Here is a 14,202-nt window from a genome sequence, read left to right on the forward strand (position 1 = left end):
ATCGCAGCCACGATCCCCGCCGGTATCAAAACGATAGCTTTCCTTTCATTGCGCCACCAGGTCGACGAAAGCTCGGCCCCTCGGCTTTTCTTGTCCATCACTCGTCCGTCTTGACCGACGACAGGCTCCAGATCACGGCCCAAGGCCCGAGGTGCTCGCTCCCGCAATCGCCTACACTGAGTAGGGAGCAGGCTTTGTTCGGTATTGTCGCCTCAATGGTCTTGTCAGAGAGGTTCGCTACAAGACGAAGGATTGATGGCCCAAATCGCCACTTCACGGAGACAAAAGGTGCGTTTGCGTCATAGTCCGCCGAGTGGCCCCGCGCATCCGCCAAAAGCGGCACGATCCTTTCATGCCGTAACGACAATAGCTGCCTGTAAAAATCACCGAAGGTCTTGTCTCGTTCCGCATTGTCCCAACGCAGCTTGGCGCTGCGAAACGTACTCTCCGAGGTCGGATCGGGTGCGTCATCCGCCTCGAAGCCCGGTAGGCGCGATAGCTCCTCCCTTCTTCCCTCTTTTACCTTCTTCTTCAACTCATCATCGAGGTCACAGAAAAAAGGAAAAGGCTCGGCCGCACCCCATTCCTCGCCCATGAACAACATCGGGATTTGCGGAGATAGCAGATAAACAGCGGCAATTGCCTTCAGGGCTTCGATGGGATGGGATGCGATCATCCGGTCGCCCATTGCCCGATTGCCGATCTGATCGTGGTTCTGGATGAACGAGACAAACGCAGTGGGCGGCAGTCCGGCGCTGGGCGCCCCCCTCGCTTTGCCGCGATACGCCATGTGCTCCCCTTGGAACACAAAGCCCTCAGCCAGTGCCCGGCCGATTTTCGAGATAACGTCGCCGTAATCCTTGTAGTAGCCGAATGTCTCGCCCGTCGCAGCGACGTGGAGAACGTGATGAATATCGTCGTTCCATTGTGCAGCGAAGTGCTGAGGTTTTCCATGGATATCCCGGGTCAGAAGGCCTGAGTTGTTGTCTTCATTCTCGACGATAAGATGGATGTGCCGTTCGGGGACTGCCCTCCTGGCTTTTTCGGAAAGTTCGTGGAGGATGTGCAGACCGCTGTCATCCTTGATCGCATGAACGGCATCCAACCGCAGACCATCCATTCGAAATTCGGTGAGCCAGTAGATTGCATTCTGAATGAAAAAATCTCGGATGACACGACGGCCTACCCCATCATAATTGACGCCACCGCCCCAGGGTGTCTTGTGTTTGTCGGAAAAGACAGGCGCGTAGACCGGCAGATAATTCCCCTCCGGGCCGAAATGGTTATAGACGATATCCAGGAAGACACAGATTCCACGGTCGTGTGCTGCATCCACAAGCGCCTTCAAATCTTCAGGACGGCCATAGCTGCTATCGGGCGCATAGGGCAGAACTCCGTCATAACCCCAGCCGTATCGACCGGGAAAATCGGCAAGCGGCATGAGCTGGATCGCGGTGGCGCCAAGCTGGCGTAAGTGATCGAGCCTATCGATCGCCGCAAGAAAAGTACCAGCTTCTGTAAAAGCGCCGACGTGTATTTCGTAAATTACCATCTCTTCCCAGGGACGTCCGTTCCAATGCTCAACCCGCCATGCGAACCTCGGATCGATTATTTCACTGGGTCCGTGGACATCCCTTGGCTGGAACCGCGACGCCGGGTCCGGCACTTCGATCCCGTTCGGGAGGATGAACTTGTAAAGGTCACCTGGCTCAGCTCCTGGCACATCGGCGAGATGCCATCCGCTCTCTTGCGGTTGCATCTCCCATTCCCCTCGATCCTCGATCCTTACTCTGACCTGGTCCTGCAGAGGTGCCCATAACCGGAACCTGATCGTACGGTCCTTGATCTCAGGACCGAATTCGATGTTGCTCACCTGCATGCCGTTCCCGCCGTGCCAACAATTCTCAAGTTCTGCTGATCCCGAACGCATTTCAGGTGCGCGTGTTCCGTGGAGGGGAACAGATTTCATCTGGCTCCGTTAGAAGCCGGAGTGATGCAAGAGGGACACCATGAGCATTCCGACGTCCACCTACCGCTTGCAATTTCGTGGCGACGTCACGTTCGACCGTGCGGTCGAACTCGTTCCCCACCTGAAAGGCCTCGGCGTCAGCCACCTTTATGCCTCGCCGATTTTTACCGCGACGAAAGGCTCGACACACGGTTACGACGTCATTGATGCAAATGAGATCGACCCGGCGATAGGCGGCCGTGATGGTTTCGACCGATTGGTCGCAAGCCTGCAGAAAGCCGGGCTCGGTTTGATTATCGATATCGTTCCGAACCATATGGCTGCTTCACTTGAGAATACCTGGTGGCGCGACGTTCTAAGGCGCGGGAGGCATAGCTCCTATGCGGAGCATTTCGATATCGATTGGAGTATGAAGCTGACATTGCCGCAGCTCGGAAAGCCAGTCGACGAGGTTCTGGCCTCCGGCGAACTCCAACTCGTTTACGATCCTGCCGAGGATCTCGTGAAGCTCGCCTACTTCGACAATCGGCTTCCGCTGAGTGACGACAGCAGCCACCATGTATTGACGGAAACTGGCGGAGATACCGAAAAGCTGCGTGCTTTTTCAATGGATTCACAGAGGATGAAACGGTTGCTTTCCAAGCAGCACTGGCAGCTGTTCCACTGGAAAGATGCAGCCCGGCATCTCAACTATCGGCGTTTTTTCGAGGTCACCGGGCTTGTCGGCATCCGAGTGGAAGATAATCGGGTTTTTGAGGATACCCACCGGCTGACTGTGGAACTCGTCCGTTCCGGTCAGGTGCAGGGGCTTCGCATTGACCATATTGACGGCTTGGCGGATCCGAAGACCTATCTCGAGCGGCTGCGTCAGGCCGTCGGTACTGAAACCTATATTGTGGTCGAAAAGATCCTCAGTCGAGGCGAGACCTTGCCGTCGGCCTGGCCTGTATCAGGAACCACCGGCTACGAATTCATCTCGGCCATGGCGGAGCTTTTTGTTGCCGGTGATGGATTGCAGAAAATGGGCGCAGCATATGCGGCGATCGGCGGGGAACACGCCGATTTCGGCGCTGGGATGCGCGCCGCAAAGCTGCTGATGATCCGACGCAATTTTGCTTGCGAGACAGCGCGCCTCGTGGGACTGATTCAGTCCATCTGTCCCGAACTTGCCGATAATGACATCTCATCAGCACTTCACGAACTGTTGGTCGCTTTTCCAGTCTACCGCACCTACGGCTATGCCGGGCCGCTTACGGAACAGGACGAAACGGTCCTTGACGCTGCTCTTGAACAGGCGCGAGCCAAATTGCCGGCAACCACGGTTTTGGGGCTTATAGGGCGTCTTTTACGAGGGGAAATCGAGGGTAAGCCAGCCTTCGAATTTCGAACCAGATTTCAGCAGCTTAGCGGTCCGATCATGGCAAAGGCGGCGGAAGATACCCTCTTTTATCGATACAATCGGCTGATTGCGACGAATGAAGTCGGCGGCGAACCCGACAAGGCGCCCGGCGGCGTTGCCGTCTTTCACCAGATGATGGCGGACCGTCGCAAGCATCAGCCACGTGGCCTCTCAACGACGTCGACGCATGACACGAAACGCGGGGAGGACGCGCGGGCACGTCTCTACACTCTTTGGGAATGCCCTGAAGCATGGACCGAAGGCGTTGAGCGCTGGCGCGAACTGAACAAGGCATTTCGCAGCGACCTTACCGACGGTCCGGCACCGGAGCCCAACGTCGAGTGGATGCTTTACCAGGCGCTTGCTGGACTCTGGCCGGAAGATTTCGAACAAAGCTGCACAGCGGAGTTGCGAACCCGGTTTTTAGCTTATGCCGAAAAGGCGATACGCGAGGCAAAGCTTCGAACGGATTGGGCCAAGGAAGGTCCCGACTATGAAAATGCGGTGCTAGGCTATGCCAAGGCGTTGGTTTCTCTCGACAACCAGGACTTTCTGAGGGACTTCCAACAGACCTTGAGCCCGTTCGTCGAACTTGGTTATTTGAACAGCCTGTCTCAGACGTTGATCAAGCTTACTGCACCCGGCATCCCCGATATCTATCAGGGAGCCGAAGGCCTGGACTTCAGCCTGGTCGACCCCGATAATCGCAGACCAATCGACTATCGAGCATTCAGCCCAACACAAGTGGATGAAACCTTCACCACCGAGCTGCGTGTCGGATCGTTGAAGCGTCACATCATCACAAGCGTCTTGCGGCACCGCAATGAGCATCCGCAACTCTTCCTCGAAGGCCATTACCTTCCGCTTGCGGTTGTCGGGCGCCGACAGGAAAATCTCGTCGCTTTTGCGCGGACTCATGGAGAACAGACTGCAATAACGATCGCTTCACGCTTGATGAAGGAGCGCGGGACAGTCAGTTCGGGCGAAGCAAGATCCGATTTTTGGGAAGACACAGCCGTGACTATACCGTCACGGCTCGGTGGGCGAATGCGCGATCTGCTGACCGGGAAAACGGTGGATGTCGGCAATGTCTTGGCGTCATCGGTTCTCTCAGACCATTCGGTCTCATTTCTCGTTACGGACGCCTAGCAACTCCAATCGCACGCTATTTGCCGGAACAAAGCGTGTCATTGCGGGTTTCTGCCGGGCTTAGGAATGCGAGGACATCGATGACGCAAGAGATGAAATGGCGGGATATACAGCCGGGTGACTTTACGCGCCTGGGGGCGAACTACGACGGCCATGGCATCAACTTTGCGCTCTTCAGCGCTCACGCCGAAAGAGCCGAACTCTGCCTGTTCGACGAAACTGGGAAGACGGAGATCGAACGGATAACCCTTCCGGAATTCACGAACGAGATCTGGCATGGCTACATTCCCGGCCTGAAGCCCGGTGCACTTTACGGTTATCGAATTCATGGACCATATGATCCGGAAAACGGTCACCGCTTCAATTCAAACAAACTGCTTGTCGATCCTTATGCCCGGGAGCTCGCTGGAGACGTTGAATGGTCGCAGGCGCATTTCGCCTACACCTTGAATAGTGAAGACACGGATCTTTCCTTCGACGAGACAGACAGTGCACCGGTCATGCCGAAGTGCCGTGTCATCGATCCAAACGAATACGACTGGAAAGGCGACAAAAAGCCGTCGGTCCCGTGGGCAAACACGATCTTTTATGAGAGCCACGTCAAAGGCTTGACCCAACTCCACCCGGCAATTCCGGAGGAGTTGCGCGGCACCTTCGAAGGGCTCAGCCGGAAAGACATCATCGACTACGTCAAGAGCCTCGGCATTACGTCGATCGAACTGCTGCCGATCCACTTCTTCCCTGACGATAGCCATCTGCTCGACAAGGGGCTTCATAACTACTGGGGATACAATACGCTCGCCTTCTTTGCGCCGGCCTCGCGCTACTACGGCCCCAGAGGAATAGCAGGCTTTCGCGACATGGTGCGCGCCTTCCACGACGCCGGCATCGAGGTGATTTTAGACGTCGTCTACAATCACACTGCGGAAGGTAACGAGCTCGGCCCGACCCTCTCGTTCAAGGGCATTGATAACTTTTCCTACTATCGGACAATGCCCGATCAGGCGCGCTACTACATCAACGATACGGGCACCGGAAACACTGTCAATACGTCGCATCCGCGTGTCCTGCAAATGGTAACGGACTCGCTTCGCTACTGGGCTGAGGAGATGCATGTCGACGGCTTCCGCTTCGATCTCGGCACGATCCTCGGTCGTGAACCGCAAGGGTTCGATCAACGCGGCGGCTTTTTCGACGCTGTGGGCCAGGATCCGGTGCTGTCCAGGGTCAAGCTTATCGGAGAGCCATGGGATATTGGTCCCGGCGGCTACCAGGTCGGTGGTTTTCCGCCCGGCTGGGCAGAGTGGAACGACAAATACCGCGACACAGTCCGTGATTACTGGAAGGACATTGACGGCACGACCCCGGATTTTGCGGCGCGTGTCCTCGGCTCAGGCGATGTTTACGACCTTCGAGGACGCCGGCCCTGGGCTAGCGTCAATTTCATCACCGCGCATGACGGCTTCACCCTGAATGACCTCGTCTCCTACAATGACAAGCATAACGAGGCCAATGGCGAGGACAATAACGACGGCCATAACGACAACCGGAGCTTCGACTACGGTACAGAAGGCCCGACGGAGGACGATGGCATCAACGCGGTGCGCGACCGCCAGAAACGCAATTTCCTGGCCACCTTGTTCCTGTCCCACGGCACGCCGATGCTGCTTGCCGGAGACGAGTTCGGGCGCAGCCAAATGGGAAACAACAACGGCTATTGCCAGGACGGCGAGCTGAGCTGGGTGCACTGGCAGAATTTGCCCGAAAGTGCAGAGATACTTCGCGATTTCACCAGACGTATCATCACGCTTCGACAACAGCATTCGATCCTCAGGCGGGAAAGCTGGCGCGACGGATTGACCGTAACGTGGCTCAACCCGGGCGGCGGCGAGCAGACGGATGAGCAATGGCAGGATGCGGGTGGGACGACGATAGGCCTGCGCCTGTCGCGCAAGCAGTCCATCGAAGAGGGATGGGACGACGTGCTGATCCTGTTTAATCCGCACGAAGCACCTGTCCTCTTCGCCATTCCAGATGCCAAAGGCTGGACGTTGGAAATCACCACCTCGAAACCAATGGATCAAGCCAGAGAGATAGTCGACCTAGGGAGCTTCGAGCTCGAAGGCCGGAGCCTTTCAATACTCCGGTCAGCCTGAAGCCGATCGGTTTTGTGAATGTCCTCCGCGGACTGCGCTGAAATGCACGCAAAGACCCGTAGAAATGTTGTTCCCATGGGCAAAGGCGCCGCCAAAGCGACGCCTTTGGTATGAGACCAGTGAATCCCGGCTGCCAAGCTGGAATTCGGCCCGCAGGATCATGTACATCAAAAGCCGAGCCGGCGGAGATCGTCGGGAACGAAGTTCTGACCGCTTCGGTTCTTGACGCTCGGCAATTCGGCGACTTTTGCGCGCCAGCCATTCAATGCGGAACAGCTTGCCGGCACAGCGACGCCAGCGGCGTCGGCAAACATCAGGCCCGCAAAGACGGTGATATCAGCCATCGAGAAACCTTCGCCAGCAACGAACGGCTGGCTCTCAAGAACCGTATTGAAATATTTCATGCCTTTAAGTGCCTTGTCGCGCTGGCGATTGCCCCACTCCTGGCGGCTGACCCATTCCAGGCTTTTAAACGCCTGCAGGTCGGCCCCCAAGCCGGGCGTGGCGTAGTGGAAATAATTGCCGACAGCATCGAGGAGCTCAGATTCGGCTCGTTTCTGCATCATATGGATGAGGGCCTTCTCCTTCGGCGTTTTTCCGGTCAGCTTCGGGTCGCCATCGAGATTGTCGAGGTATTCGGTAATTGCCGTGCATTCGGCGATGAAGGTGCCGTCATCGAGCTGCAGCACCGGCAGAACACCAGAGGGGTTTTTCTCGAGGAAAGCGGGTTGCTTGTGCTCGGCTGCAATGAGGTCGACGCCAACGAACTCGACCTGCGGTTCGAGCTGCTTTTCTGCCAGAACGATGCGAATGCGAGCCGGATTGGGAAAGCCGGGACGATCGAAGATTTTCATGACATTGCCTTTCTCTGTCTATCGATAGATAGATTACATGCCGCAAGTAGCGCTTCCCTTTTTCTCTGTCAATAACTATCTATCGAGTGATAGACAGAGGACCAACGATGGCGAAGACGAAATCCGATATGCGCGAAGCGGTCATGGCGGCAGCGAAAGCCGCCGTTCAGGCGCACGGTTATAATGCGCTGAGCTTTCGCGAGCTTGCGAAGGATGTCGGAATCAAGAGTGCCAGCGTGCACTATCATTTTCCCACAAAAGGTGCGCTCGGGGCTGCACTGGCACGACGCTACACCGAGGAGGGCGCCGCCTATCTGGGCGAATTGCTGGTCAAATCCCAGGATCCCAAATGGTGCATGGATCGATACGCCGAAGTCTTTCGCGCCGCGCTCGCCAACGACAATCGCATGTGCCTGTGCGGCATCATGAGTGCCGAGTTGGACGATCTGCCCCCAGAGGTGAGAAGCGAGGTCGATGATTTCGCTGCAATGAACGTGGCCTGGCTCGCGCGCGTTCTGAAACTGGCAAACCCTGACGCGGCCGAGCATGTTTTGAATGAGCACGCGATGGCGATCTTTGCCGCCATTGAAGGAGCTCAGCTCATCGCGCGCGGATGTCGGGACGTAGCGATTTACGACCGGACGGTGCGGGCTTATCGGAAGACTGGACTTATTCCGTAAGCATACCCGCCGCAGGGATTCCTGCGCATCACCTGCTTCCCTCCCCTCAGTTTGGAAGCACAGTCTTCGAGGCCATATCCAAGAGTCACCATTTCCACTTCAGAGATCATCCTGATCCGCTAACAGCGGATCGGCAGTTCTGCCAGCGCAATCTCCGAGACTCATGCTAGATATGATCATGCGGGAGCCCTTGCTCTGTAGCTCCTCGGCATGTTGATCATTGCGCCATTCACAGGAACAAGGCAGCATATTCTTCGTTGGCGCAGCGGGCAGACCAATAGACCTTTGTATTTCTTCCGCGATGGTACTGATTGCCAGGAATACCGGCACCAAGGGGACTGACACCGTAATGGTGACACGCGCGCAGCAAATTGGCGTCGTTATCGGCTTGGCGATTGTCGCAGCGCTGACGATCCTGCGCGCAAGCGATCCCCAGTTGCTAAGGCTCGCCCGTGATTTGACATTCGATCAGTATCAGCGCCTGGTGCCCCGCGCCTTCGAGAACCTACCTGTCCGGGTCATCGACATTGACGAAGCGTCGCTGCGCGAATTCGGTCAATGGCCGTGGCCGAGGAACCGGATTGCCGCCCTTGTGGACAAGCTCTCCGATATGGGTGCATCCGCTATCGCTTTCGATGTTCTTTTCGCAGAGCCCGATCGCCTGTCGCCTCGCAATGTCGTTCGCGACGTCACAGGTGTTGACCCCTCACTTCTTGAGCAACTACCGGACAATGACGAGATCTTTTCCCAATCTCTGTCGGGAAGGCCCGTGGTGCTGGGCTTCGGTCTCTCCAATGAGGGAAACTATCTGCCGCCGGTCAAGGCCGGTTTTGCCTATACGGGCGAAAGTCCCTTCGGCGCACCGCCTGCGATCAAGGCCGCGACGCCGCTGCAGCCGCAACTGGAAGCCAACGCCGCCGGCATCGGGCATATTAGCCTCAATCCGGGAGCGTCATCCGCGGTAGTGCGCGCGGTTCCGCTCTTCCTCAGTGACGGCAAGCAGCTTTACCCCAACCTTGCGCTCGAAGCGCTCCGCGTTGCGCAGGGAGCGTCCACTTACGTGTTGGACGGTGCGCCAGACACACCGAATACGATAACCCGGGTCAAGATCGGGGATTTCGTGGTGCCGGTAACGGCAGCGGGCGAACTCTGGCTCTATGTCAGTCCCGACACCAAAGAACGATACATCTCCGCAAGCAAAGTGCTTGCGACTGGAGACGTCGCCGCCGATATCAAGACCGCCATCGAAGGCAGTATTGTGTTCGTCGGAACCTCTGCCGCCGGCCTGCAAGACGTCCGCACGACCGCCCTTGGTGAAAACGTGCCGGGTGTGTCCGTGCACGCGCAAATCGTCGAACAGATTCTTTCAGGCCGCTTTCTTTCCCGGCCGGATTGGGCAAATGGCCTGGAAATCCTGTCCATCGCCGTGCTGGGTAGCTTTCTGGTGATCTTGACCACGTTCGTCACTCCGGCTGTCGCGCTCGCCTGCGGTCTGCTGATCACCTTTCTTGCCCTTGCCGCGTCCTGGATCGCCTTTGTCTACGCGGGGCTTCTCTTCGACCCGCTGGCACCGATCGTCGCCGGATCGATCACGCATTTCGCTGCGACGGCGTTCCGCTTTCTCGTGACCGACCGGGAGCGGCGCGACGTGCGTCGGGCCTTCGGCCATTATCTTTCACCATCGCTGCTCTATCGCATCGAACACACGCGCAATGCCCTGCGTCTCGGGGGAGATGAGCGCGAATTGACCGTCATGTTCGTCGATGTGCGAAACTTCACCCAGATTAGTGAGGAGATGACGCCGAGCGCCGTGGTCGCATTTCTCAACACATTACTCGACGCGCTGAGCCACCATGTCATCGCGAATGAAGGCACACTCGACAAGTTCATCGGCGATTCGATCATGGCCTTCTGGAACGCCCCCGTCGATGTCTCCGATCATGCCGGTAAAGCCGTGCGGGCAGCCCTGGGAATGCGCGAAACGCTTACCCGCCTCAACGAGGGCGACGCATTCGGCTTCGGAGATGAGCGACAGGTCGGTATAGGGATCGGCATACATACGGGGCTTGCCTGTGTGGGCAATATGGGTGCCGAAACACGCTTCAATTACTCCGCAGTTGGCGACGCCGTGAACATCGCCTCACGAATTGAATCCGCCTGCAAGGACATCAGTTTCGACATTCTGGTATCCGAACCCACAGCAAGCCTGTTGTCTGATTGCGCTCTGCTCGAAGCGGGAGCGCTGACGCTGAAGGGAAAGAGCATGCGAACCAAGCTTTTTGCGGTGGTCGGCGACGCGCACATGGCAAGATCTGCCGAATTTGTTGAGCTTCAAGCTGTGCACAAGCGGCTTGTCGACGCATTGCGAACGCGGTCGACGAACAGCCGCAAACTCGTCAGCGTTGCAAAGCTTAAGGCGCAGGTCGCGGCAACCGGATTGCTACAGGAGTTCTATCGCCAGATCTCGCGCAGAGCCGCACACTTCGTCGACGAGCCCGCAGACAGGGCCGACCATGCCGACACCTAGCTGATTTCGCAGCCATTGCTCGCGACTCTTCCTGCCGAATCGATGCTGAAACACACCGCTATCACGTGCAATCATTGAAAGCGGACGGGTGTCCCGGATTCAAAGAGCTCAGTCTACCGATGCTGATGCCCGCCATCGTGGTCGCCATCATGGCCATCGCTGTCTTGGTTGCCCCAACTGTGATCGCCCCATCCCTGCCCGCTCCATCCATGGTCGCCTCTGCCATGATGACCGCGATGATCATGATGACCGTGATGCTTGCCGTCGTCGTTATCATGCTCGTGAGGCTTACCCGGCTTGTCGGGTGTGCTTGGCGGATCTGGAATGTCCGGCGTGCTGGGGACGTTGGGTGTGCTGGGTGTTTCCGGCGTACTGGGCGCAGCAGGCGCCTCGGCGCGTGGCGAGGCGGGCGTGCTCGGTGTGCTGGGCGCACTGGGGACGCTAGGGGTATCGTGCGGTGCTGGGGCTGGATTATTTGCTGGAACGCTACGTGGCGATGTGCCGTTTGGCCGGTCTCTCGTCGCAGTCGACAGGCCGCACCCGTCGCCGCCGACAAAATTCATTCTTCCCGAAAGCTTTTGATCGCCGGAGAGGAACGGCAGGGCGCGCTGGTTGCCAAGCGTCCTGAGAACATCGCGATTGACCCGGCGCGGATCGCTCATCTGACCATTGCGTTTGGCGACCACGCAGTCGCATTGCTGCTTCAATTGCCTGCAGCCGCCCGCGCCGCAGAACTGAGCGGCGCCGTTCAACAGAACGACCGCCGTCGTGCCGTTAGGCCCGACATAAAAATCAAATGCGGTTCCGCGCACGCCGATCGTTCCGGCGGGGGTCACGATTTGATAGGCCGAGGAGTTGGAATTTCCGCTCATCCAGCGAAAAGTCCCCTTCGCGGCCTTAATGGTGAGCTTTTTGACCGAACCGGAGTCGTCGAAGACGAATTTGTCGATGACGACAGACGAGCCGGCTCCGACAGCCAATTTCGTGCCATCTCGAAATGTGAACTGACCAAGGCCGGAAATGGACGTGCGAATTCGCTCGTCCCGGTGGACCGGATCATCGACCGCCAAGGGACCGCCTGCGCCGGAGACTTCGGTTCTAATCAAGACCGCCTCGCCGACCTTCTCGGCGGCTCTCAAAGGTAGCGGAGCGAACAGCGTGACGCTCAGCACAGCGATTGCGGCGTCACGCAGATACACCATCCCCACCCTCCAAGATTATCTATGTTTTACCATAGGATAATCATTGGCGTCCCATCATCCATTCTGAGTATAATTGATATAGCCCGAGCTTTTGTTGGGTAGGTTTTTGGCGAAAACCAAACTCCGATATAGTTTATTCCGAGGCTCTCTAAAAAATCCACTTCGCAACGACCAAAAACGGATGGTTAGAATCTCACTCAGCCATCGTCTGCCCGGTTTATCGGGATCAACGCCCAAGTGTAAACAGACGCAAACACTAAACGCCGCGCTTGTTACCCCAAAGCAGAACGTGCAGTTGCGGCAGAACCCGTGCCTCGAACCATCCGTCTGCTGTCACCTTGTCCACGAGCCAGCGCATCCGGTCCATAATGCCGTCGATATCGATCGTTGCGTCGTCCGTTTCGGGCGGAGGCGGCGTATGGTTGCCGGGCTGCAGATAGATCGGCAGATGCGGATAACGGGCGGCAGCATCGCGCGCATACGCGTAGTCGCGATCATCGAAAACGACGACCTTCAGTGCGATCTGCGGTCTGCCGGCCGCCAGACGGAGACAGTCATCGAATGCATCCCAATCCGTCGCCATGCCGCTCGAAGGCGGCTTCGGACTGAGCACCAGCACATCGAGATCGGCGAACCACTCCTTGGCGATGCTCGCCTGCGTTTCCAGCGCGAAGCTGTAGCCGTAATCATGTCCGTGGGCGATCAGCGGCCCGAGCGGCTGAATCGCCGGGTTGCCGCCCGAAAGCGAAACCGTCACTGGCCTGCCGCCGGAAAGCCGGCTCACCTCCCGCCAGATCTGATCGACCGACATCGGCTGCCATTGATCGCGATAATCGCTGTCGACTGCGTGTAGCGTATCGCACCAGGAACAGCGGTAATCACAGCCCCCGGTCCGGACGAACACGGTCGGAAGACCGATCAATATCCCCTCGCCCTGGATTGTCGGCCCGAATATTTCGCTGATGCGGATCCGGGCTTCTCGCGGCTCGCTCATGGTCGATATTCCGCCCAGGTCTTCGGCGTCTCGCTGATGCGCACCGCCGACGTCTCGGGCAGCCGCTGCTTGCACCAGTCGTAGAAATGTTTGGCCAAATATTCCGACGTCACGCGATCATGACCGAGAACCTCGTTCAGATGTCGGTGGTCGAAACGCTCATCGATATAGCGCTTCAGCGGCGCAAGCTCGTGATAGTCACGGACAAACCCGTCAGCATCGAGCTCGGCAGCCGAAAGCTCCACTTCGACGATATAGTTGTGCCCATGCAGCCGGGCGCACTGATGATCGGCGGGAAGGTGGGTGAGTTGGTGCGAGGCCGAGAAATGGAATTGCTTGGTGATGCGAAACACTACTTCACCTCCTCGGCCGAGAAACCAACCGTCGCCGCCACCCAGAAATCCGGATCGTCGTATTCCGTCGGATCTTCGACGCCGGCGAGATGGAAGGCCTCGCGCCGTTCGACGCAGGTACCGCAGCGGCCGCAGTGGCGATTGCCGCCCTTGTAGCAGGACCAGGTCTCCGCAAACGGCGTGCCGTTCCTTGCGCCATCGGTCACGATGTCTGCCTTGGAGACGGTGACATAGGGTGCATAGAGCGAAACGCTGGCATAGCCATCCAAGGCGTGGTTCTGCATTTGCTGAAAAGCGTCGATGAAGCCCGGCCGGCAATCCGGATAGATGAAATGGTCGCCGCCGTGAACGGCAACGGCGACAGCATCCGCTTTCTGCGCGGCGGCAAGACCGGAGGCAATCGCGAGCATGATTGCGTTGCGATTAGGAACGACGGTCGCCTTCATCGTTTCCTCGGCATAGTGTCCATCCGGCACTTCGACATCGTCCGTCAAAGCCGATCCGGTCAGATGCCTGCCGATGGCGGTAATGTCGATGATATGATGCGGCACGCCGAGGCGTGTGGCACAGGCGGCGGCAAAATCCAGCTCCTTGCGATGCCGCTGACCATAGTCGAACGAGACGAGTGCAACGAGCTGATGTTCCACCGCGACCTTCTGGGCGAGCGAAACGGAGTCCAATCCGCCGGAGCAGATGACGATAGTCTTCATAATTTGGGATCCCTTGTTTTGACCGGGTGGGCTGCGACCGGGTACTTGAGCCTTTCAAAGCTATATTGGGGGGTCACTAGCAGCAGACACCCTGAGAAGCAAGGCGCGTACGATCGCACAAGTGAGATTCGTGCCAATGTCGTCGGGCGCCGCGGGGCTCCTGAGCGGAAAGTCAGCGCATCGAAACAAGGAAGAAGGCCCTCCTGCTT

The 14,202-nt window shown here is 57.7% G+C and carries 10 protein-coding genes; 4 read left to right on the forward strand and 6 right to left on the reverse strand.

The annotated features are described in order from the left end of the window. Window positions 1-97 precede the first annotated feature (97 nt). Window positions 98-1,879 carry a malto-oligosyltrehalose trehalohydrolase gene (gene treZ, locus FHT86_RS33625; RefSeq protein WP_133711291.1) on the reverse strand — a complete coding sequence of 594 codons (1,782 nt, stop codon included), beginning with the start codon at window positions 1,877-1,879 and terminating at the stop codon, window positions 98-100. A 130-nt stretch (window positions 1,880-2,009) separates the two neighbouring features. On the opposite strand from treZ, the gene treY reads away from it, so the two are divergent. Next, window positions 2,010-4,517 carry a malto-oligosyltrehalose synthase gene (gene treY / locus FHT86_RS33630; protein WP_133711249.1) on the forward strand — a complete coding sequence of 836 codons (2,508 nt, stop codon included), beginning with the start codon at window positions 2,010-2,012 and terminating at the stop codon, window positions 4,515-4,517. An 80-nt stretch (window positions 4,518-4,597) separates the two neighbouring features. After that, window positions 4,598-6,673, forward strand: a complete 2,076-nt coding sequence (gene glgX / locus FHT86_RS33635) for a glycogen debranching protein GlgX (protein ID WP_246779782.1) — start codon at window positions 4,598-4,600, stop codon at window positions 6,671-6,673. Window positions 6,674-6,840: 167 nt separating this feature from the next. On the opposite strand, the gene FHT86_RS33640 is transcribed toward glgX, so the two are convergent. Next, window positions 6,841-7,527 (reverse strand): glutathione S-transferase family protein, encoded by a 687-nt coding sequence (locus tag FHT86_RS33640; RefSeq protein WP_133711250.1) that lies wholly within the window; start codon window positions 7,525-7,527, stop codon window positions 6,841-6,843. Between the two features lie 107 nt (window positions 7,528-7,634). Between FHT86_RS33640 and FHT86_RS33645 the strand changes: the two genes are divergently transcribed. Together FHT86_RS33645 and FHT86_RS33650 are read left to right on the forward strand one after the other, a co-directional pair. Further along, window positions 7,635-8,207, forward strand: coding sequence for a TetR/AcrR family transcriptional regulator (locus tag FHT86_RS33645; protein WP_133711251.1), 573 nt, complete (start codon window positions 7,635-7,637; stop codon window positions 8,205-8,207). 349 nt (window positions 8,208-8,556) lie between these two features. Beyond that, window positions 8,557-10,734, forward strand: coding sequence for a CHASE2 domain-containing protein (locus tag FHT86_RS33650; protein ID WP_210298134.1), 2,178 nt, complete (start codon window positions 8,557-8,559; stop codon window positions 10,732-10,734). A 113-nt stretch (window positions 10,735-10,847) separates the two neighbouring features. Here the strand turns inward: FHT86_RS33650 and FHT86_RS33655 are convergent, their stop codons facing one another. From FHT86_RS33655 to queC, 4 genes are all read right to left on the reverse strand, one after another. Then, a complete protein-coding gene (locus tag FHT86_RS33655; protein WP_133711252.1) occupies window positions 10,848-11,936 on the reverse strand; it encodes a FecR domain-containing protein in 1,089 nt (362 codons plus the stop codon). Between the two features lie 256 nt (window positions 11,937-12,192). Beyond that, window positions 12,193-12,930 carry a 7-carboxy-7-deazaguanine synthase QueE gene (queE, locus tag FHT86_RS33660; protein ID WP_133711253.1) on the reverse strand — a complete coding sequence of 246 codons (738 nt, stop codon included), beginning with the start codon at window positions 12,928-12,930 and terminating at the stop codon, window positions 12,193-12,195. Next, window positions 12,927-13,283 carry a 6-carboxytetrahydropterin synthase QueD gene (gene queD / locus FHT86_RS33665; protein ID WP_133711254.1) on the reverse strand — a complete coding sequence of 119 codons (357 nt, stop codon included), beginning with the start codon at window positions 13,281-13,283 and terminating at the stop codon, window positions 12,927-12,929. Before queD ends, queE begins: the two co-directional genes overlap by 4 nt. Beyond that, entirely contained in the window at window positions 13,283-13,993 is a 711-nt protein-coding gene (gene queC, locus FHT86_RS33670) for a 7-cyano-7-deazaguanine synthase QueC (protein WP_133711255.1), read from the reverse strand. Before queC ends, queD begins: the two co-directional genes overlap by 1 nt. Between the last annotated feature and the right edge of the window lie 209 nt (window positions 13,994-14,202).

It is taken from the genome of Rhizobium sp. BK313 (assembly GCF_014193655.1).
Taxonomy (GTDB): domain Bacteria; phylum Pseudomonadota; class Alphaproteobacteria; order Rhizobiales; family Rhizobiaceae; genus Rhizobium.